This is a genomic window from Cutibacterium avidum 44067, from assembly GCF_000367205.1.
GTDB lineage: Bacteria > Actinomycetota > Actinomycetes > Propionibacteriales > Propionibacteriaceae > Cutibacterium > Cutibacterium avidum.
Window position 1 is genome coordinate 1,898,872 of record NC_021064.1, and the last position, 18,918, is coordinate 1,917,789.

An 18,918-nucleotide genomic window follows, 5' to 3' on the forward strand; every position below is an offset into this window, starting at 1 on the left:
TGTCGATGCCTTCTGCCGGAGCAAAAGACATGAGGACACCGGGTTCGTCGGAGATTGAAAGGGCTTGCGACTGCATTGGGAATGTCGATTCCCTCGGCGTGAATCTTGTCCGTGACGCCATGGATCTGGCCGCCATGCAGCCGAAGCTGCGGTAGGCCGTCCGAGATTTCGAACACCGCGTGAAGACTCACGGTGGCGAGTCAAAGGGCTCTCCGAAACTGCCCCCGTGTGGACCAGCCCGGAGGACCGGGAATATCTCTGCGGCGGCGCCCCACCACACGGTTACATTGGCTACTCCACTGCCCGTGCCCTTCTGGCCCGCCTGTGGAGCCACTTCTCCCCAGATGATGAGTGGCCCCGCCCCGACGCTAACATTCCCGTACTGGACCAGACGGTCCTGTCACGAGGAGGTTCTTTATGCAGGAAGGTGATCCCGGCGCCAAGCCAACCGACACCACCGTTGACATGGGTGACGCTGGCTACGACAAGGCCCTGAGGAACAGGCACCTGCAGATGATCGCCATCGGCGGTTCCATCGGCACCGGACTCTTCTTGGGAGCAGGTGGACGTCTGGCCCAGGGAGGTCCTGGGCTGGCCCTCAGCTACGCCGTCTGCGGCATATTCGCCTTCCTCATGGTTCGAGCATTAGGTGAGATGGCCATTCGGCGTCCATCCTCGGGCGCCTTCGTCTCATACGCCCGTGAATTCATGGGAGAGAAGGGCGCTTACGTCACGGGATGGTTCTTCTTCCTCAATTGGTCGGTCACCGTCATGGCAGACATCACCGCGGTGGCCTTGTACCTTCACTACTGGGAAGCGCTACGGCCTGTTCCACAATGGGTTCTCGCGCTCATCGCACTGGCGGTGGTATTCACCCTGAACATGCTCAGCGTCAAAATGTTCGGCGAGGCGGAATTCTGGTTCGCCGCCATCAAGGTGACGGCCATCATCCTGTTCATGATCGCGGCCATCTGGGCCGTCGTCACCGAAGCGCCGGTCGGCCACAACACTGCAGGATTCCACAACATCTCCAGCCATGGCGGGTTCTTCCCCGGCGGCATGACGCCAGTCGTCGCCCTGACCCTTGGCGTGATCTTTGCTTTCGGCGGCACGGAGATGGTCGGCGTCGCCGCCGGCGAGACGAAGGACGCCGAAAAGATCTTGCCCAAGGCGATCAACTCGATGATCTTGCGAATCTTCGTCTTCTACGTCGGCTCGGTCGTCCTCATGGCCCTCGTCCTCCCTTACACCGCCTACTCGGCCAATGAGTCACCGTTCGTGACGTTCTTCACCGGGATCGGTATTCCCCACGCTGGCGACGTCATTCAGATCATCGTGCTCACCGCGGCCCTGAGTTCGCTCAACGCTGGCCTCTACTCCACCGGACGCACGTTGCGGTCCCTCGCGATGGCTGGTGAGGCTCCGAAGATCGCCGCGAAACTCAACCAACATCAGGTTCCTGCTGGCGGGATCATCATCACGGCGTCGCTGGGTCTCATTGGCGTGGCTCTCAGCGCTTTCCTGCCTGAGAGCGCATTCGAAATCGTCATGAACCTGGCCGGCATCGGTATCGCCGGGACGTGGTGTATGGTCCTCCTCACCCATACCCGGTTCCTGCGCCTCGTCAAGAAGGGAGAAGAAGCGCGACCCGAGTACCACATGCCGGGTGCGCCAGTGACGAACTACGTCTCCCTGGCCTTCCTCATCATCGTCGTCCTGTCGAATATAACGACGCACTCGGGCCGCTGGACACTTCTTCTGTTCGCCCTCGTGGTGATAGCGATGGTCATAGGCTGGTATGCCGTGCGAGACAATGTTATGTCTGACAAGACCGTCAAGGACTCCCCAGAGGTTTGAGTCATGCGTACCCACATCCTCTACACCGGGGGGACTCTCGGCATGGTCCCCACCCCGGACGGGCTGGCGCCAGGGGCCGACCTGACGGGATGGCTCGATCAGCTGCTCTCGGGCACAGAACTCGCCGGAACGTTTGAGACCCTGAGCTTTGAGCACCTCATCGACTCGGCCAACGCGACTCCGGCCGACTGGCGTCGAATCGTTGACGATCTGTGGGCACATCGGGAAGAGGCCGACTCCTTCGTCGTCCTGCACGGCACCGACACCCTGGCCTACACCTCGGCCGCGCTGTCCTATGCCCTCAGCAATTTCGGCAAGCCGGTCGTCGTCACCGGGGCACAATACTCGCTGGGAGTCGTCGGGACCGATGCCGCCCCCAACGTCACGGGCGCGCTGAGAGCTGTCACCAGCGGTCGTCTGAGGAGCGTCGCGGTGTTCTTCGGGCACAAATTGCTGCGCGGAAATCGCGTGACCAAGTTTTCGTCGTGGGCCTACAACGGATTCGACTCCCCCGCCGTCCCCCAGCTGGCACGCACCGGAGCACCGTGGCAATGGGTCGAGAACGACTCGACCGGCTGCGGCTGGCTGGATCCGAAGCCGTACCGACGCCACGACGTCCTTGTCGTCGATCTCTCCCCGGGAATCAGCGCTGCACGCCTGCGCGCAGTCCTCGACCCATTGCCCGAGGCCGTCATCCTGCGAGCCTTCGGGGTCGGGAACATCCCCAGTGATGAGCCCGGCCTGGTCGACGCCATCCTTGACGTCATCTCCGCCGGCACCCCCGTCGTCGTCGCTTCCCAGTGCATGCAGGCCGACGTGTTGCTGGGTCGATACCAATCGAGTCATGCCCTCACCGAGGGAGGAGCCATCAGCGCCCACGACATGACCCTCGAAGCTCTCTATGCCAAACTCGTCTTCCTGCTGTCCCAGGGACTGCGTGGTAAGGAGTTGGGACGGTGGGTCGAGACGGACATCGCCGGGGAGATCAGTATGTGAACCGCACTTTCCCACCAACACCACAGACGACTGCACGTTCGTCGCGAATTGATGTGAAATTTCACGCTGTGGCTGGCCAGTGCTCTCCCCGTGAACAATGATGGACCCATCACAGGTGGTAGCGAAGGCATCGTTGCCCTCCACCACCACATTCCACGATGACTGACGAGGCGAACTCATCATCTACGCGAGGAGAGGTGTTGATGGTCATCAACAAGAAGGTTCTGGTCTGCTGCGGCACTGGCATCGCCACCTCCGTCCAGGTGGCCAACAAGTTGCAGCGGATGCTGCGTGATCGAGGTGTGGCCGCGACGATGAAGGAGTGCAAGACGGCCAACGTCCCGGCCCAGGTGGAGACCTTCCAGCCGGACGCCATCGTCGTCACCACTGCGATCAATCCTCCTGACGAGGGGGTCAAGGTGTACCGAGGCACCCCTCTGCTGACCGGGGTGGGTGCCGACGAACTCGCCGACCAGATCGCCGACGACCTCAAGGCGCTGAATGACTGAGCCACGTCTCATCATCGCGAACTTGGGCGTCGAGACGTCCCACGAACTGTTCGCCGCTATCAGTTCCCGGCTTGCCGATGAAGGGCTTGTGAAGGCGTCATTCCTCTCCGCGGCCGAGGCCCGGGAGACCACTTATCCCACTGGGTTGGATTTCGGGCACATACAGGTAGCGATCCCCCACGTCGACCCAGACCATGTCGTCGCTCCCGGTCTCCTCCTGTGCCGCAACGCTCACAAGACCGTGTTTCACGCCATGGACGACCCCGAACGAGCGCTCGACGCCCGGCTGAGCATCTGGCCTCTGGTGACTGCCCCGCACAACCAAGTCCGGATGCTCGGCGCTGTGATCGACCTGCTGCAGGAACCGTCGTCCTGCCAGCTCCTCCTGGACGGCGACGAGGCCGATGTCAGATCTGCTCTGCAGAAGGTGTTGGACTCCATCGAGCCAGCCGACTGACGCTACGTCACCGACGCACACTATGGTGGAAACATGACTGCAAAGCTCATCCTGCTCCGCCACGGCGAGAGCGAGTGGAACTCCAAGAACCTCTTCACCGGCTGGGTGGACGTCGATCTCAACGAGAAGGGCGAGGGCGAGGCCCGTCACGCCGCCGACCTGCTCAAGGAGGAGAACCTCCTTCCTGACGTCGTCCACACCTCTCTGCTGCGTCGCGCCATCCACACCGCCTACCTGGCCCTGGACGGCTGTGATCGTCACTGGATCCCGGTGCGTCGCTCCTGGCGCCTCAACGAGCGTCACTACGGCGCTCTGCAAGGGCTGAACAAGGCCGAGACCAAGGAGAAGTACGGCAACGACCAGTTCATGGCCTGGCGCCGTTCCTACGACGTCCGTCCGCCGGACCTCGAGCATGATGGTGAGTACAGCCAGTTCAATGACCCGCGCTATGCCGACATCCCGGAGGCCGAGCGTCCCGTCGCCGAGTGCCTCAAGGACGTCGTGGCCCGTATGGTGCCGTACTTCACCTCCGACATCGCTGCTGACCTCGCGGCCGGTAAGACGGTGCTGGTGGCTGCCCACGGCAACTCCCTGCGCGCCCTCGTCAAGCACCTCGACGAGATCAGCGACGAGGACATCGCCGGGCTCAACATCCCGACCGGTATCCCGCTGCTCTACGAGCTTGACGATGACCTGAAGCCCGTCACCAAGGGTGGTCGCTACCTCGACCCGGAGGCTGCTGCCGCCGGCGCCAAGGCCGTTGCCAACCAGGGAAGCAAGTGAGTTCGTGACGGCTTTCAAGGCCTGAGACCACATGGAGCGGCGCCCCGGAGCTTATCTCCGGGGCGCCGCTCCATGTGCAGAGGAGAGGGATCAGGCGATCACGCCGAACTCGTAGCCCTCGCTCTTGAGCCACTTGAGAATGGACGGCATGGCTTCGGCCGTCATCTGCTTTCCGTAGGTGTCGTGGTTGAGGATGACGACGACATTCGGGTCCCCGGACTCGTTGATGGTCTTCTTGACCATCTTCAGGTAACCGTCGACGGTCTTGGGACGCTGGACGTCAGCATCGCCGCTCATGGCGTTCCAGTCGATCCAGGCAACGCCGCGCTTGGCCAGAGCCTGGTCAGCCGCCGCGAGCTTGTGCCAGGACATGTGGCCTCCCGGGTAGCGGAAGGCCGAGGAGTAGTAGTTCGATCCCAGGATCGCGCGAGTCTGGGCGGTGGCCCAGTCCCAGTCGCAGCCAATGTGCTTGGCGTCGGCGGCCTGGCCGGGGTAGAGGTAATTGTAGTCGTGCGAGTAGGAGTGTATGGCGAGGGCGTTGCCCATCTTGAGCGAACGGCTGAGCATCTCCTTGTTCACGTCACGCAGCTGCGGGGCGATCATGAAGAAGGTCGCGCGGGCACCGGCCTTCTCGAGGTTGTCGAGCTGCTCACCGGTGAATTTGGTCGTCGGACCGTCGTCGAAGGTCACGAAGACGATCTTCTTGTTCTTGGGCTGAGTGGAGGGCTTCTTCAGCCACTGATTCACAACAGCAGCCGGGTAGGCGTACTTGTCAGCAGCCGTTCCATGGTTCGTGCCGGGCTCCAGACCGTCAATGTCCTTGACGACGGTGCCGGGGGCCTTGAGGGACGAGTAGTTCGACGGGGGCTCCGCGCAATCCGGCTTCGTCACAGCGGCACCGACGCCGAATTTACCGGAAGGCACCGGACCACTCGGCATTCCCGCTGGCGCATTCGCGCCACTCGAGACGCTGGGCTTGGCCCCGGGAGTCTTGGATGCCGGCGCCTTCGAAGACTGGGCCGCGCTGGCAGCCGACTTCGACGGGGAGTTGACAGACTCCGGATCGTTCGTGGCACATCCTGCGATGGCCATCGAAACGGTGGTGACGAGAACAACAGCTCCAGCCATCGTTTTTCTGCGGAAGGCAAAAGCCATGTGACAAGACCTCACTGACAATTATCAGCCGTGTACCACGGCGAGTTGGGCATCTCGATTGTATGTACTGAGTACAAGCGATCCCAATTCGAAACACGGCAACCCCCATTTCGCCGACGGAACACACCGGCGTGGGGGGTCGTGACGTGTCGATATGATCAGTAGGCGCTGGGCCAGTCCTCGCCAGCCGGCGCCTTGCCGGTGACGATGTAGATGACTCGGGAGCCGACGGCGACCGCGTGATCGGCAATGCGTTCGTAGTAGCGACCGAGCAACGCCGTGTCGACCGCGCTCTCGACGCCGTAGGTCCAGTCATCGCCCAGGAGCAGGCGGAACTGGTCGCGCCGCAGCTCATCCATCTTGGAATCCTCGGACGCCAAGAACTCCGCGGCCTGCGCGTCACGATCCGCCAGCGTCTTCTCGGCTTTCGCGATCATGGAATCCGCGATCCTCGACATCTCGACGAACTGATCGGCGACCTGCGGAGGCACGGCGACCTCGGGGAAGCGAAGACGGGCGATCTTCGCGACGTGAGCAGCAAGATCTCCCATGCGGGCCAGCTCGTAGCACATCCGCAGGACCGCGACGACCGTGCGCAGCTCGCCTGCGACCGGAGCCTGACGGGCAAGCAGGTCGAAGCAACGACGCTCGATCTCCTCGTTCAGGGCGTCGACCTTCGAGTCATCGGAGATGACGCGCTCAGCAGTGGTCAGGTCCGCACCAATGAGAGCCTCAGTGGCGTCCTTGACGGCAACCCGAACCAACTCGGCCATCGTCAAGATCCTGCCGCTGGTGGCATTGAGCTCGTCGTGGTAGCTCTCACGCATGCCGGTGTCCTTCCGTAGTGGGGTCTCGTCAAGCCTATCGACCCTGTCGACCGGAACATTTCGCCCGAGTGGCAAGACAGTGAACCTTGGGTGAACGACCAGTGATCACGGCATCACTTTGTGACGTGCGGGTGACGAGGATGACGACCTTCCCCCTATTATGCAAAGCGTGGGCATGGTTCTGGCAGCGATCATTGGTGCAGTTGTCGGCGCCGGATTGACGGTCCTCATCATTCGCGCAGTGGAGTCATTTCGTCACCCCGTTGACACCCTCGCCACCGACATTGAGGCCCTTGAGGTCGATCCAACTCTCGCCCGAGCACTCGACCTGGCCACTGAAGCGGCCGTCATCGTCGGTCCCCATGACGAGGTGCTACACACCACTGTGGGCGCCCGGTCAATGGAACTCGTGCGCGGCTCACGAATCGCCGACGCCGCCCTCCTCAATTTGGTCCGCACCGCACGACGAGAGGACCGCGACATTGTCGACACCATGGAGTTGAAGCGGGCATCCACCGGAGCCAACCTCATCCTCACCGTGCGCGTGGGCCCTCTTGACGGGCACGGCAACGCGATCATCTCTGCGGCGGACAGCTCCCGACACATCAGGCTTGCCGAAACCCGCAGAGACTTCGTCGCCAACGTCTCTCATGAATTGAAGACCCCCATCGGCGCCGTCTCCATCCTCGCCGAAGCCATCGAGGGTGCCGCCGATGACCCAGATGCCGTCCGCCATTTCTCCCAGCGCCTGACCGCGGAGTCAACGAGGCTGTCCGCCCTCGTGACACAGATCATCGACTTGTCCCGATTGCAGGCGGACGAACCCCTGCTTCGCGCCGAACCAGTGTCCGTTGCCGACATCGTCGACGAGGCCGTCTCTCGTCATCGTGAGCTCGCGACCACCCGGGAGGTTTCCCTGGTGGCCCGCTGCGACGACGACCTGTGGGTTCTCGGGGACCAGAGTCAGCTCACCGAGGCCATCGCCAATCTCGTTCAGAATGCGATCGTGTACTCCGAGCCGAAGGCGCGGGTGGCGGTCTCGGCCAGACGAGTCCATGACGTCGACACCGACGTCATCGAGATTGCGGTGGCCGACAACGGAATTGGCATCGGCGAGGCCGACCAGGAACGCATCTTCGAACGGTTCTACCGGGTTGACTACTCCCGATCCCGGGAAAACGGTGGAACCGGCCTGGGGCTGTCGCTGGTCAAGCACACCTGCCAGGCGCACGGGGGATCCGTCGACGTGTGGAGCAAACTGGGCCAGGGGTCCACGTTCACCCTTCGACTACCCACCCTTGACGCCGACCACTACAACGAATCCGATCAGGAGGAGTCATGACCCGCGTGCTCATCATCGAGGACGAGGAGTCCTACCGCGAGGCCACCGCCTTCATGCTGCGCAAGGAGGGATTTGAGGTCGACACCGCGGCCAATGGTGCCGACGGACTGGAAAACTACTCCCGCAATGGCGCCGACATCGTCCTGCTTGACCTCATGATGCCGGGAATCCCGGGGACCGAGGTCTGCCGGCAGCTGCGTCAGCGTGGCAACGTCGGGATCATCATGGTGACGGCCAGGGATTCCGAGATCGACAAGGTCGTCGGTCTGGAACTGGGAGCTGACGACTACGTCACCAAACCCTTCAGCCACCGCGAGCTGGTCGCACGCATCCGCGCCGTCACTCGTCGAGGTGGCCCGGAGATCGAGGTCTCCCCCGACGTCCTCGAGGAGAACGGGGTGCGGATGGACGTCGAGCGCCACGAGGTCAGTGTCGACGGAAAGACCGTGCGCCTCGCCCTCAAGGAGTTCGACCTGCTCGAGGTGCTGCTGCGCAATGCTGGACGTGTCATGACCCGCGCGTCCCTCATCGACCGAGTCTGGGGGGTCGACTACGTCGGCGACACCAAGACCCTAGACGTCCACGTCAAGAGGTTGCGCGCGAAGATCGAGAAGGATCCCTCACATCCGGCACGGATCATCACCGTGCGTGGACTCGGCTACAAGTTCCAGGCCTGACACGGTTTCCACGAAACGACAAGCGCGGCCCCCGGTTTTGACCGGGGCCGCGTCGTGTGTTCAAAGGACCCGTCAGGATTGGGCCGACGGGGACCCCGAAGGAGCGTACTTCTCGAAATCCGGGTGGGTGGACGGCACAACCGGTGCATCCAGGGTGATCGGCGCAGAATTCGCGAACTTGATCGTCACCTTGGCCAACAAGCCGTTCGAGAGTCCCTCAACGGGAGCCTGAAGATCGGACTTGGTGAGATTGACCGAGGTGTGAGCCGGAAGATTGACACCGGCCGAAGTCACGGTGAAGGACTGCCCTGCCAGAGAGTTGTCCGACTTGAGCGGCTGACCAGTGATTCCGACAACCTTATCGTTCTTGCTGGAGATGACGGCGGCGGAGACACGAGCCTGACCGTCACCATTGATGAGCAACAGGTTCTGCACCTTGACGGTGCCGGACTCGCCGCTGACACCGGCCGCAGGGGTGTAACTGGTGAGGACCTTGGGATCGGCGTCACAAGCCGCCAACCCAAGAACCCCGACGGCAGCAAGGACAGCAGTCGTCCGGCGACGGTCGATCATCGTGGAATCTCCTCTTCCGGGGTGCATGATCGCTGCCGAGTTTAGCCGAATTGGCGTCACCGGGGGTGCCGATCGGTTTCAGCGCGATCGGCGAGTGAGCAGACCTCTCGAAAACACTATTTCAGTCGACGGCGTCGAGGACCTCCTTGGAGAACACCCTCGAGGAATTCAAGATCTCGGACATGAGAATGCGGACATTCTCGCCAATGTCGATATTGACCTCATGTGACAATTCCGTAATTCCGGTCACTGCGGTGACTGCGGTGACTGCGTAGATCGCCTCGTCATTGCGAACATTCCCGCGACCGGAGGGCCACGGCGTCAGCGATCGGATCGTTGGTCGGCCCCTTTTCCACGATCATCGCATCTCATCCTCACAGCGAACCGGGACCAGACCATTCCCGCTTCCCAAGGCCAGATCCGAGGGACTTCCGCAATCTCGACGGCCCGACAGCGAGGGCAAACCCTAGCACCATTTCGAACGCCTGCGCGAATTAATAATTGACTTCAACAATCATTATGTGATATAATTAACCTTCGAAAGGGGCCGCACAAATGACTTTCAACGTTGGTGAAACCGTTGTCTACCCGAATCATGGCGCTGCTGTGATCGAGGACGTCGAGACTCGCACTATCAAGGGCGAGGAAAAGCTCTACCTCGTTCTGAGAATTCTTGGACAGAACGATTTGGTTGTGCGAGTGCCAGCCAGCAATCTTGATCTTGTCGGCGTTCGTGACGTCGTCGACGACGAGGGCCTTGAAAAGGTGTTCGAGGTTCTTCGCAAGACCAATGTCGAGGAGCCGTCCAACTGGTCTCGTCGCTACAAGGCCAACCTCGAGAAGCTCCACTCCGGCAACGTCCTCAAGGTCGCCGAGGTTGTTCGCGACTTGTGGCGCCGCGAGCGCGACCGTGGCCTGTCGGCTGGTGAGAAGCGGATGCTCTCGAAGGCTCGTCAAATCCTGGTCTCCGAGCTTGCCCTCGCCAAGAAGGTGGAGGACGACAAGGCCGAGGAGATGCTCGACGAGGTTCTCGCCTCCTGAGGCTGCTCACCCTCATCGTGAAATGGGGGTTCACCAAAAATTTGGTGAACCCCCATTGCTCATGTCCCGAGGTGTGGCCGCAGGATCATGACGACTTCAGCGCGTCTGCAATCTCGTCAGCCAGTTGTCCTTCATCAACGCCGGTCAGGAATGCAACACCGCGAAACATCTTGACATTCTCGTTGGGCTGCTTCACTGCAGTCGTCGAAACGATTGCGTCAGGGGTGAATTCCTCGATGACCCTCGGCACTTCTGCAACGCGACAGTGCTCCATCTTGGCATTGACTCCACGCTCACGCAGCAGCCGCTGAAGCTTGTTGGCGACCTGTACCGACGTCGCGATACCGGTGCCACAGCAGACGAGAATCTTCTTCTCGATCATGGTGACCACCCCTCCCTCAGGGAAACCTCGTTGCCCTTGGATGTGGCCCACCAAGGGATTCCTCCACGATGCTAAACGTATCTCGTCCATGCCCCTTCGGTGGGGGTGGGTCCCGTGGTGATCACGGGTCTTTGAGAAACTGGGCGGGATGGTACCGTGCCGTCAAGGGCACAGCGCCCGTCTCGAGGAGGGTCCGCCATGGCGACTACGTCCAGCACACTGTGGAATGCCGTGGTGCTCCGCGCCGGCAAGGGAGCTCAGGACATGCTGGACACCGGCGTCATCGTCCTATTCGGCGAGCCTGTACCTGATGCTCTGTCCGACATCTGCGTGGTCCACAACCGCGGCGGCCGCTCCCCCATGACGCCCAAGCGCGAAATTGTTCCTGGCGACGTCCTCAACATCGCTGGTACCCGTTACACGATCGATGAGGTCGGAGAGTCAGCCACCTCAAACCTCGGTGACCTCGGCCATGTCGTGTTGTACTTCAACTCCCCCGACCAGTCGCTGCTCGCCGGAGCCATCAAAGTTTCCGGGCCGCAGCCGCAGCTGCCCAACCAGGGCGCGATCCTCACGATCGAGCCTGCCGAGTGACAAGGGCTGACGCGATCGCTGCCACCCCTTCACCGCGGCCGGTGAATCCGAGATGATCGGTCGTCGTCGCGGACACTGACACTGGAGCACCGACGGTCTGCGTCAGTGTGGCTACCGCCTCAGCGCGCCGGGCCGCCATGCGCGGACGCTGCCCCACGATCTGCACGGCTGCGTTCTGGACCGCCCATCCCTCGGCGGTGACGAGCTCAACGACATGGCCCAGTAACGCCACTCCGGCAGCTCCGGCCCATTGCGGGTCCGAGGTTCCGAAGACGGAGCCAACATCCCCCAGGCCGGTCGCGGAGAGCAAGGCATCACAAATGGCGTGGCAGGCGACGTCACCGTCGGAATGGCCAGCCAAACCGACCTTCTCGTCGGGGAAATGAAGGCCAGCAATGTGCATCGGCACGCCTTCACTCAGCTGATGGACATCGGCTCCGATACCGGTCCGGATCTCCATCATTCCTTGCCCCCATGGCCCAACTTGTCGGCAACGTTGCTCGGGGTGACAGCCCGCAACATCCGACCGACTCGACGACCGGAGTGGTGACCGGCTCCAGCCGCAGCCTTGGCCAGGACCTCAGCAATGTCGAGATCGACCGGCTCGGTGATCTTGAGCGCCATTCGGGATCCTTCCACCAAGGTGGCGCGATGGCCGTAACGCTCACAACATGAAATGTCATCGGTGACCGTCCCACCATCGCGAGACAGCTGCTCATGACACTCCGTGATGACGACGCGATCGAATCCTTGCGGGGTCTGGACCGCGCGCAGAGCGGAACGGTCGATGACGCGGGAACCTTCACCGTCGATCTGCCGAATGGTGTCGGTGACCTCGACGACAGGTGTCACCGCGACAGCCCCGGCCTCGACCGCATCAATGACATCCTCGACGATGTATGCGGGAACCAACGGGCGGACGGCGTCATGAATGAGAACAGTGGTGGCCCGGCCGAGATGCTCATCGTCGGCGATGTATCGCAGCCCATTGCGCACCGAATCCTGACGAGTGTCCCCTCCGGTCACGAAGTGAACAGGGATAGGAGAGGCAGCCAAAGCCAGTTGCAGATGGTTGTGCATGCCTTCCTTCACCACCACGACGACCTCATCGCAACCGCCTGCAGCTAGGGATTCCACCGCGACGGCGACGACGGCCTTTCCAGTCAGCGACGTCACCTGCTTGGGAACAGGACCGCCGAACCGTGTCCCCAGGCCGGCTGCGACGACAACGGCGACGACAGGCGGGGTGTGCTCATCAACCATGGTTCGCACTCTATCGGCCCAGACCCACCAGCTCGCGTCCTCCTGTCATCGGATATCGTCGACCCTGACGTTTTCACCCCACCAAGGAGGCACACCATGCCGAGTCGTACCACCACCATTGCAGCCGAGAGCGGCCTGCACGCCCGTCCCGCCGCCATGTTCGTCCAGGCCGCCTCGAAGTCAGGCCTCGCCGTCAAGATCGGCCGTCCTGGCGAGGAGCCGGTGGATGCTCGCTCGATTCTGTCCGTGATGGGTCTTGGCGCCAAGCACGGCGAGACCGTCGAGCTCACCGCCGAGGGCGACAATGCCGATGAGGTGCTCGACGCCCTCGTCGCCAACCTGCAGATCGACCCGGAGGCCTGATACCTATGCGGACCCTCTCGGGGCTCGGGGTCTCGGCCGGAGTCGGACAAGCACATGCCCTTCTCGTCTCCCCCGCCCCAGGACTGCCCACCTCTGACCCCAGTCAGGGCACCGAGGCCGACATGGCCCGAATCGAGTCGGCGCTGAACAAGGTCGCCGATCGTCTCGACGAGCGCTCCATGCACGCCGATCCATCGGCTCTCGCCGTCCTGCAGGCCACCGCGATGATGGCCCGCGACCCGGGACTGCTCACCAGCATCAAGTCCCACCTGACTGACGGACATGGACCTGCCCACGCTCTCTGGGCCGCCTTCGACGACTTCTGCGCCCAACTGGGTGCTGCCGGCGGCTATCTCGCCGAGCGCGTCACCGACCTGCGCAACGTCCGTGACCGCGCCGTCGCGGTCATGCAAGGCCTGCCTGAGCCCGGCGTCCCGTCGTTTGACTCGCCCGTGATCCTCGTCGCCGAGGACCTCGCCCCGGCCGACACCGCGACCCTCAATCCTGATCTGGTCCGCGGCCTCATCACCGCTGCTGGCGGACCGACGAGCCACACCGCAATCCTGGCCTCCCAGATCGGTATCCCGGCCGTGGTCCGATGCAGCGAGGCTCGCGAGATCGAGGACGGCACCCCCCTGGCCCTCGACGGCGTCACCGGAACCGTTCTCGTCGAGCCCGATGAGGCCGCCGTCGCCGAGCTGACCTCACGCGCGAACCGTCGCGCCGAGGTGCTGGCGTCCGCCCCCGAGGGCGACGCCACGCTGTCAGACGGTGAGCGCGTCCTGGTCCTGGCCAACATCGGCAGCCCGTCCGACGCCCCCACGGCGAAGAAGAAGGGCGCCGAGGGAGTTGGTCTGTTCCGCACCGAGTTCCTCTTCCTCGATCGTCAAGATGCTCCGACCGTCAACGAACAGACGGAGGCCTACGCCACCGTGCTCAAGACCTTCGACGAGGGAGCCAAGGTTGTCTTCCGCACCCTCGACGCTGGTGCCGACAAGCCGCTGGCCTTCGCCGACCTCGGCCCGGAGGAGAACCCGGCCTTGGGACGCCGTGGTCTACGCCTGTCCCAGGTGCGCACCGACCTCATCGACGCCCAGCTCGAGGCTCTCGCCAAGGCTGCTGAGCAGACTGGTCGTGACCCCTATGTCATGGCTCCGATGGTCGCCACGAGGGCTGAGGCCGAGTGGTTCTCCTCGCGTGCCCACGCCGCTGGGATCAAGACGGTCGGCATCATGGTCGAGGTACCCTCGACGGCCCTGCGCTCGGCCCAGGTGCTGGAGACGGTGGACTTCGCGTCCATCGGCACCAATGACCTCACCCAGTACGCCATGGCGGCTGACCGCCTGCAGGGCGAGTTGGCCGAGCTCCTGACGCCGTGGCAGCCTGCCGTCATCCAGTTGGTCAAGGCCACTTGTGATGGAGCGGGCGAGCGTCTCATCGGAGTGTGTGGCGAGGCTGCCGGCGACCCCCTGTTGGCTCTGGTTCTCGTCGGCGTTGGCGTGCGTTCATTGTCGATGGCCGCCGGCAAGATCACCGCTGTCAAGGCCACCCTGTCACGCCACAGCCTGGATCAGTGCCGCCAGATCGCCGAGGCCGCGCTGGCTGCGTCCAGCCCCGAGGAGGCCCGCAAGGCTGCTCTGGAGCTGGCAGACCCGAGCGTCGAGGTCCTCGTCAGCTGACGCTGCCTGTTGTCGTGAAACCCCTGTCCCGTTGAACTTGCCCCCAGAAGTTGGCTGAGGAGTCAATTCCTTCTGCTGACGAACAGTTCACGGTGGACAGGGGCTTTCGCATGCCCTTGGCCGGCAGGGACAATGGGGCCATGACAAAGACTGCAGTGGTCACAGGAACAAGTTCGGGAATCGGCGCAGCCACGGCACGCGCCCTGGCCAAGGATGGCTGGCATGTCATCTGTGCGGCTCGCCGCGTCGAGCGCATCGAGCCCCTCGCCGCCGAGATCGGCGGAAAGGCAGTGGTCTGCGATGTCACCAGCGACGAGTCGGTCGCCAATCTCGTCGAGACCACTGGCGGCAAGCTCGACCTCCTCGTCAACAATGCTGGCGGTGCCGTCGGTCAGGAGCCGGTCACCGAGGCTGACCTCGACGCCTGGATGACGATGTATCAAACCAATGTGCTGGGCATGGGACGGGTCACCAAGGCTCTTCTACCGGCTCTTGAGGTCGCTGAGGGAACCATCGTCACGATTACCTCCACCGCTGCCGAATGGGGCTACGAGGGTGGCGCCGGATACTGTGCAGCGAAGTCCGGTGAGCGCGCCGTCGTCGAGGCACTACGGCTGGAGCTGTGTGGCCACCCGGTGCGGGTCTGTGAGGTGAGCCCAGGCATGGTGCACACCGAGGAATTCTCCCTCGTCCGTTTCCACGGCGATCAGGCCATGGCCGACAAGGTCTACCAAGGCGTCGACTGTCCCCTGAGGGCCGAGGACATTGCCGAGTGCGTGCGGTGGATTTCCGGGCTTCCCAGCCACGTCAACATCGACCGCATGATCGTCCGACCTCGCGCTCAGGCTGCCCAGTACAAGGTTGCCCGCAAGTCCTGATTCGGGGGAGAGAGAAAGCGTTCCCTGCCCGTCAGTCGAGCTGCTGAACCTCGGCGGGCAGGTGAATGTTCTCGTCCGGCTCGGCCGTCTCGTCAACGCCTCGCGAGGACACCTTGTCGAAGAGGATCTTGATCGTCTGGATCATGATCTTGACGTCAAGGAGGAGTGAGTACTGCTTGATGTAGATGAGATCGAAGTTGAGCTTGGCGGCGAAGTCCGAGGCGTACTTGCCGTAGACCTGCGCGTACCCCGTGATGCCGGCACGCACGTTGTGGCGCAACTTGTAGTGGGCGTTCTGCTCCTGGAACTGATCGACGAAGAAAGGGCGCTCCGGGCGCGGTCCGACGATAGACATGTCGCCAATGAGCACGTTGATGAGCTGCGGGATCTCGTCGATACGCAGGCTGCGCAGGTACTTGCCGACCGGGGTGACGCGTGGGTCATCGGAGGTGGCCAGCATCGGGCCGGACTCCTTCTCGGCCGTCACTCCCATGGAGCGGAACTTGAGGATCTTGAATTCCTTGCCGTCCTTGGTGATACGGGTCTGACGGTAGAACACCGGGCCGGGAGAGCTGGCCTTCACCAGGATCGCCGTGATGAGCATGAGGGGAGAGAGGATCACCAGGGCGATCAGTGACAGCACGATGTCGAAGAACCGCTTGACGATATCCATTTCTGCCGGAATCTTGAACGGGCTGGCAGCAATAATCGTCTCGTCCTCGATCGACATGATCGTCGGATTGATGAGCATCATGTGCTCGAACGAGGTCGACATGAAGATCTCTTTGTCCTCGCTCAGCAGCAAGTCGTAAATGGCAACTCGTTCGGAAGCAGGAATGTCATCGGAGACATGGGCGGTGTCGAATTCATCAATATGAGTCCGAATCTGCCCCAGGTAGTGACCACGCACCACATGGGTGAGGCGATGACGGGTCGCCTTGTTGGCCATGTAGTTCATGACGGCCCGATTAAGCATCTCCGGCGGACCGAGCAGCATCACTCGTTTAGCCCCTCGCAAGCGGCGATAGGCAACAAACTCGATGCTGCGCCACAGGAACAGCAGAACTATCCCGACCAGCAGGTTGATGAGGAGGACCGAGCGCGGGAAGGCGAACCAGCGCCCGAAGAAGGTCAGCGCCATGATGATGATCGTCACCATGACCTGGTCCACGACAGTGATGATCCCGATGTCAAGGAGCGTCTTGTTGTACAGAACATAAACGCCAGACAGAACGTTGACAATGAGGAATGCGATCACCGACGCCATAAGCGCAGCTTTTCCGTCGTCCAGATTACGCTGCGGAATAACCATCCCGAAACGCATCCAGAACGACAGGAAAATTCCAGCCACGAAGACGATGACGTCAACAAGGACCGTCACCAATTTCTGCGTGCGGTTGAAATAATCCGTCTTCACGTATTTCCTCCTCGACCCTGCTGATCACAGGGGCACGGGCTCACACTACCGGGCGAACATGCAAGCCGACCTCCGGGTCGACAAGTGGTTCCTGACCAGCAGCGATCCCATCAATCTCCATATCCAGGCTCACGTCGACTCCGCGACGCACTAGGGCAAGGCCAATGGGGCCGTCAACATGATGAGTTGCAGACGATCCCATGACGCCGACACGACGCCCACCGGCGTGGACCTCAGAGCCGATCGCCGGGAGCTCGGCGCGGGAACCGTCAAGCTGCAGCAAGGTCAGCCGCCGCGGCGGACGCCCCAGGTTGTACACCCGGGCGACGGTCTCCTGACCGCAGTAACACCCCTTGTCGAGATGGGTGCCGTACAGGCCGATCTCGTTGGGGATGGTGCGCTCGTCCGTGTCGATGCCGATACGAGGAATCCCAGCGGCGATGCGCAGCGCCTCCCATGCCAGCACACCGACCTGCTCGAGCTCGTCGGCGGCGGGAGTACCGGACGGGAGGATGGCTTCGTGTCCACCGGCCACCTCGGAATCAAGGATGACGGCATCCGTCGGCGTCGTAACCCTCGAGGCGAACCAGCGAACGGTCATGTCCGGGCGCAGAGCCACCTCGACGCGCATCATGAAACGCATCGAGTCCAGCCAGGCGACCAGGTCGGCTCCCCGTCCAGGCTCGGTCCAACCCCAGAAGGTTTCGCCGTCGTCGACACCGTGCATGACATGCTCGACGTGACCGGTCGGTGACAGCACCAGACTCGTCGTCGTGAGCCCAGGCTCCAGACCGTCGAGGTATTGGGAGGTCAACGAGTGCAACCATCCCAGTCGGTCAGCTCCGGTGACCGTGAATACCTCACGGTTGGACAGCTCCAACCATCCGCCACCGTCAGTCATCAACCGCTGCTCGGCGACTGGATTGGCAACGTGAGAGACCAGACCGGCGTCGGGTCCGTCGGTCAGCAGCACGGGGGCAGCCATCTCAGGCCCTCTTGAGGCGAGCCCACATGTAAGGCTGCAGCGGAGCTTCCGTGGTCGCACGATCGAAGGTCCACAGCAGGTCTCCCTCGACCTGGCCGTAGAGACGCTGACCACCGGTATAGGGCACCAGGGCGTCCTCGGTGCGGGCGACGGCGTCGGTGACGAGCTCAATCTTGGCTCCGTCGATGTTCCCGGTCCAGACCTCGGCCCAGCCCTCCGGGGCGACCATCAGGACGTCAATCTTGCGGGTGTCGACGTTGGGACGCCAGAAACCGGTCTCCATACGCAGCGGAGCAGCCGGGGTGCCGTCGGGGTTCGTGGTGAAGGTCTGGCAGATGTAGTGCAGGTAATCCCCGCCGTTCTCGGTGAAGTCGACCTGACACCCGAAGCTGAACTCACCGTTCTCGGGGGTGCTGCCGTGTCCTTCACCTTCCCAGTGGCCGATCATCCAGGCCAAGGGCATGAGATCACGATTCAGGTCGTCAGGAATCTGGAAGGGCATGGGTCCTCGTGTCGGGTAGGAGTTTCGTCAGGTACTGAGAGCTGCGGATTCAGCCGCGCCAGGCTGCAACGAGAACTCGCGTCACAGCAACGAGCGGCAACACGGCACCTATCACGGCGACAGTCACCAGAACCACGAGATCAGCTACAGCCACACACTGATTCTACGAGGTTCGCTCCGTAGACTCGATTCCGTGCGAGTCGTCATTCAGAGAGCAAACAGTGCAGAGGCCACCGTCGAGGGTCAAGCGGTCGGAGCCCTGCCCAGTCCCGGACTCGTCGTGCTGGTGGGAGTGACCGGCACCGACACCACTGCCGACGCCGAGAAACTCGCCGAGAAGATCTGGGGTCTGCGCATCCTTGATGACGAGAAGTCAGCCAGCGACATCGATGCTCCGGTCCTTGTCGTCAGCCAGTTCACCCTCTATGCAAGCACGCGGAAGGGGCGTCGGCCGTCGTGGAACGCAGCCGCACCCGGCCCCGTCTCGGAGCCTCTGATCGACCACTTCGTTTCCCACCTGCGCGGGCTGGGTGCGCATGTCGAGACCGGTGTTTTCGGCGCCGACATGAAGGTCAGCCTGGTCAACGACGGCCCGATGACGATCCTCATCGACACCGACGACTGGCGCTGAACCTGCC

The 18,918-nt window shown here is 62.6% G+C and carries 23 protein-coding genes and 1 pseudogene; 14 read left to right on the forward strand and 10 right to left on the reverse strand.

The genetic code is table 11. The features are described 5' to 3' along the window. The first annotated feature begins 417 nt into the window (after positions 1 to 417). The 5 genes from PALO_RS08770 (at position 418) to PALO_RS08790 (ending at position 4,602) form a co-directional block, all read left to right on the forward strand. Positions 418 to 1,857 carry an amino acid permease gene (locus tag PALO_RS08770; RefSeq protein WP_004810622.1) on the forward strand — a complete coding sequence of 480 codons (1,440 nt, stop codon included), beginning with the start codon at positions 418 to 420 and terminating at the stop codon, positions 1,855 to 1,857. A gap of 3 nt (positions 1,858 to 1,860) precedes the next feature. Further along, complete coding sequence (locus PALO_RS08775; RefSeq protein WP_015583253.1) at positions 1,861 to 2,853, forward strand: asparaginase; 993 nt, start codon at positions 1,861 to 1,863, stop codon at positions 2,851 to 2,853. A 203-nt stretch (positions 2,854 to 3,056) separates the two neighbouring features. Then, on the forward strand, positions 3,057 to 3,362 hold the full coding sequence (locus tag PALO_RS08780) for a PTS sugar transporter subunit IIB (protein ID WP_015583254.1): 306 nt from the start codon (positions 3,057 to 3,059) through the stop codon (positions 3,360 to 3,362). Next, a complete protein-coding gene (locus PALO_RS08785; protein WP_004810617.1) occupies positions 3,355 to 3,819 on the forward strand; it encodes a PTS sugar transporter subunit IIA in 465 nt (154 codons plus the stop codon). Before PALO_RS08780 ends, PALO_RS08785 begins: the two co-directional genes overlap by 8 nt. Positions 3,820 to 3,852: 33 nt before the next feature. After that, positions 3,853 to 4,602, forward strand: coding sequence for a phosphoglyceromutase (locus tag PALO_RS08790; RefSeq protein WP_004810615.1), 750 nt, complete (start codon positions 3,853 to 3,855; stop codon positions 4,600 to 4,602). Positions 4,603 to 4,692: 90 nt separating this feature from the next. Here the strand turns inward: PALO_RS08790 and PALO_RS08795 are convergent, their stop codons facing one another. Continuing rightward, positions 4,693 to 5,526: a polysaccharide deacetylase family protein gene (locus tag PALO_RS08795; protein ID WP_187290350.1), complete on the reverse strand. Its 834-nt coding sequence runs from the start codon at positions 5,524 to 5,526 to the stop codon at positions 4,693 to 4,695. 46 nt (positions 5,527 to 5,572) lie between these two features. Here PALO_RS08795 and PALO_RS12075 point away from each other — a divergent pair, with 46 nt between their 5' ends. Then, positions 5,573 to 5,761, forward strand: a complete 189-nt coding sequence (locus tag PALO_RS12075) for a hypothetical protein (protein WP_095666469.1) — start codon at positions 5,573 to 5,575, stop codon at positions 5,759 to 5,761. A 154-nt stretch (positions 5,762 to 5,915) separates the two neighbouring features. Here PALO_RS12075 and phoU read toward each other — a convergent pair whose 3' ends face one another. Then, the gene (phoU, locus tag PALO_RS08800; RefSeq protein WP_004810611.1) at positions 5,916 to 6,584 is read right to left on the reverse strand and encodes a phosphate signaling complex protein PhoU; all 669 of its coding nucleotides are present in this window, start codon (positions 6,582 to 6,584) and stop codon (positions 5,916 to 5,918) included. A gap of 160 nt (positions 6,585 to 6,744) precedes the next feature. Between phoU and PALO_RS08805 the strand changes: the two genes are divergently transcribed. After that, a complete protein-coding gene (locus PALO_RS08805; protein WP_015583256.1) occupies positions 6,745 to 7,926 on the forward strand; it encodes a sensor histidine kinase in 1,182 nt (393 codons plus the stop codon). After that, on the forward strand, positions 7,923 to 8,603 hold the full coding sequence (locus PALO_RS08810) for a response regulator transcription factor (protein WP_004810606.1): 681 nt from the start codon (positions 7,923 to 7,925) through the stop codon (positions 8,601 to 8,603). Before PALO_RS08805 ends, PALO_RS08810 begins: the two co-directional genes overlap by 4 nt. A gap of 72 nt (positions 8,604 to 8,675) precedes the next feature. On the opposite strand, the pseudogene PALO_RS08815 reads toward PALO_RS08810, so the two are convergent. Further along, a pseudogene (locus PALO_RS08815) lies at positions 8,676 to 9,264 on the reverse strand (hypothetical protein). A 33-nt stretch (positions 9,265 to 9,297) separates the two neighbouring features. Further along, positions 9,298 to 9,426 (reverse strand): hypothetical protein, encoded by a 129-nt coding sequence (locus PALO_RS13045; protein WP_004810602.1) that lies wholly within the window; start codon positions 9,424 to 9,426, stop codon positions 9,298 to 9,300. Between the two features lie 305 nt (positions 9,427 to 9,731). Between PALO_RS13045 and PALO_RS08820 the strand changes: the two genes are divergently transcribed. Then, a complete protein-coding gene (locus tag PALO_RS08820; protein ID WP_004810600.1) occupies positions 9,732 to 10,217 on the forward strand; it encodes a CarD family transcriptional regulator in 486 nt (161 codons plus the stop codon). Between the two features lie 85 nt (positions 10,218 to 10,302). Here the strand turns inward: PALO_RS08820 and PALO_RS08825 are convergent, their stop codons facing one another. After that, entirely contained in the window at positions 10,303 to 10,599 is a 297-nt protein-coding gene (locus PALO_RS08825) for a PTS sugar transporter subunit IIB (RefSeq protein ID WP_015583258.1), read from the reverse strand. A gap of 198 nt (positions 10,600 to 10,797) precedes the next feature. Between PALO_RS08825 and PALO_RS08830 the strand changes: the two genes are divergently transcribed. Beyond that, the gene (locus tag PALO_RS08830) at positions 10,798 to 11,193 is read left to right on the forward strand and encodes a PTS glucitol/sorbitol transporter subunit IIA (RefSeq protein ID WP_004810597.1); all 396 of its coding nucleotides are present in this window, start codon (positions 10,798 to 10,800) and stop codon (positions 11,191 to 11,193) included. Here PALO_RS08830 and ispF read toward each other — a convergent pair. Both ispF and ispD read right to left on the reverse strand, forming a co-directional pair. Continuing rightward, entirely contained in the window at positions 11,171 to 11,653 is a 483-nt protein-coding gene (gene ispF, locus PALO_RS08835) for a 2-C-methyl-D-erythritol 2,4-cyclodiphosphate synthase (protein WP_015583259.1), read from the reverse strand. The two genes, PALO_RS08830 and ispF, sit on opposite strands and share 23 nt — an antisense overlap. Continuing rightward, a complete protein-coding gene (ispD, locus tag PALO_RS08840) occupies positions 11,653 to 12,456 on the reverse strand; it encodes a 2-C-methyl-D-erythritol 4-phosphate cytidylyltransferase (RefSeq protein ID WP_015583260.1) in 804 nt (267 codons plus the stop codon). Before ispD ends, ispF begins: the two co-directional genes overlap by 1 nt. 96 nt (positions 12,457 to 12,552) lie before the next feature. On the opposite strand from ispD, the gene PALO_RS08845 reads away from it, so the two are divergent. The 3 genes from PALO_RS08845 (at position 12,553) to PALO_RS08855 (ending at position 15,376) form a co-directional block, all read left to right on the forward strand. After that, complete coding sequence (locus tag PALO_RS08845; RefSeq protein ID WP_004810592.1) at positions 12,553 to 12,819, forward strand: HPr family phosphocarrier protein; 267 nt, start codon at positions 12,553 to 12,555, stop codon at positions 12,817 to 12,819. Positions 12,820 to 12,824: 5 nt separating this feature from the next. Continuing rightward, positions 12,825 to 14,498, forward strand: a complete 1,674-nt coding sequence (gene ptsP / locus PALO_RS08850; RefSeq protein ID WP_004810590.1) for a phosphoenolpyruvate--protein phosphotransferase — start codon at positions 12,825 to 12,827, stop codon at positions 14,496 to 14,498. 140 nt (positions 14,499 to 14,638) lie between these two features. After that, entirely contained in the window at positions 14,639 to 15,376 is a 738-nt protein-coding gene (locus tag PALO_RS08855) for an SDR family NAD(P)-dependent oxidoreductase (RefSeq protein WP_004810588.1), read from the forward strand. A gap of 31 nt (positions 15,377 to 15,407) precedes the next feature. On the opposite strand, the gene PALO_RS08860 is transcribed toward PALO_RS08855, so the two are convergent. Genes PALO_RS08860 through PALO_RS08870 form a run of 3 tightly spaced genes read right to left on the reverse strand, consistent with a single transcriptional unit; the run spans position 15,408 to position 18,280 of the window. Then, the gene (locus PALO_RS08860; protein ID WP_015583261.1) at positions 15,408 to 16,793 is read right to left on the reverse strand and encodes a sugar transferase; all 1,386 of its coding nucleotides are present in this window, start codon (positions 16,791 to 16,793) and stop codon (positions 15,408 to 15,410) included. Between the two features lie 40 nt (positions 16,794 to 16,833). Continuing rightward, a complete protein-coding gene (gene ygfZ, locus PALO_RS08865; RefSeq protein ID WP_015583262.1) occupies positions 16,834 to 17,778 on the reverse strand; it encodes a CAF17-like 4Fe-4S cluster assembly/insertion protein YgfZ in 945 nt (314 codons plus the stop codon). 1 nt (position 17,779) lies between these two features. Next, on the reverse strand, positions 17,780 to 18,280 hold the full coding sequence (locus PALO_RS08870; RefSeq protein WP_004810582.1) for a nitrobindin family protein: 501 nt from the start codon (positions 18,278 to 18,280) through the stop codon (positions 17,780 to 17,782). Positions 18,281 to 18,473: 193 nt separating this feature from the next. Here PALO_RS08870 and dtd point away from each other — a divergent pair, with 193 nt between their 5' ends. Further along, the gene (gene dtd / locus PALO_RS08875; protein ID WP_015583263.1) at positions 18,474 to 18,911 is read left to right on the forward strand and encodes a D-aminoacyl-tRNA deacylase; all 438 of its coding nucleotides are present in this window, start codon (positions 18,474 to 18,476) and stop codon (positions 18,909 to 18,911) included. Positions 18,912 to 18,918: the final 7 nt, after the last annotated feature.

Coding starts and splice junctions, on each gene's coding strand:
- PALO_RS08855 (WP_004810588.1), top strand. CDS start 14,639: ATGACAAAGACTGCAGTGGTCACAGGAACAAGTTCGGGAATCGGCGCA.
- PALO_RS08820 (WP_004810600.1), top strand. CDS start 9,732: ATGACTTTCAACGTTGGTGAAACCGTTGTCTACCCGAATCATGGCGCT.
- PALO_RS08845 (WP_004810592.1), top strand. CDS start 12,553: ATGCCGAGTCGTACCACCACCATTGCAGCCGAGAGCGGCCTGCACGCC.
- PALO_RS08805 (WP_015583256.1), top strand. CDS start 6,745: ATGCAAAGCGTGGGCATGGTTCTGGCAGCGATCATTGGTGCAGTTGTC.
- phoU (WP_004810611.1), bottom strand. CDS start 6,584: ATGCGTGAGAGCTACCACGACGAGCTCAATGCCACCAGCGGCAGGATC.
- PALO_RS08770 (WP_004810622.1), top strand. CDS start 418: ATGCAGGAAGGTGATCCCGGCGCCAAGCCAACCGACACCACCGTTGAC.
- ispD (WP_015583260.1), bottom strand. CDS start 12,456: ATGGTTGATGAGCACACCCCGCCTGTCGTCGCCGTTGTCGTCGCAGCC.
- ptsP (WP_004810590.1), top strand. CDS start 12,825: ATGCGGACCCTCTCGGGGCTCGGGGTCTCGGCCGGAGTCGGACAAGCA.
- ispF (WP_015583259.1), bottom strand. CDS start 11,653: ATGGAGATCCGGACCGGTATCGGAGCCGATGTCCATCAGCTGAGTGAA.
- PALO_RS08775 (WP_015583253.1), top strand. CDS start 1,861: ATGCGTACCCACATCCTCTACACCGGGGGGACTCTCGGCATGGTCCCC.
- PALO_RS08780 (WP_015583254.1), top strand. CDS start 3,057: ATGGTCATCAACAAGAAGGTTCTGGTCTGCTGCGGCACTGGCATCGCC.
- ygfZ (WP_015583262.1), bottom strand. CDS start 17,778: ATGGCTGCCCCCGTGCTGCTGACCGACGGACCCGACGCCGGTCTGGTC.
- PALO_RS08870 (WP_004810582.1), bottom strand. CDS start 18,280: ATGCCCTTCCAGATTCCTGACGACCTGAATCGTGATCTCATGCCCTTG.
- PALO_RS08830 (WP_004810597.1), top strand. CDS start 10,798: ATGGCGACTACGTCCAGCACACTGTGGAATGCCGTGGTGCTCCGCGCC.
- PALO_RS08810 (WP_004810606.1), top strand. CDS start 7,923: ATGACCCGCGTGCTCATCATCGAGGACGAGGAGTCCTACCGCGAGGCC.
- PALO_RS08825 (WP_015583258.1), bottom strand. CDS start 10,599: ATGATCGAGAAGAAGATTCTCGTCTGCTGTGGCACCGGTATCGCGACG.
- PALO_RS08785 (WP_004810617.1), top strand. CDS start 3,355: ATGACTGAGCCACGTCTCATCATCGCGAACTTGGGCGTCGAGACGTCC.
- PALO_RS08790 (WP_004810615.1), top strand. CDS start 3,853: ATGACTGCAAAGCTCATCCTGCTCCGCCACGGCGAGAGCGAGTGGAAC.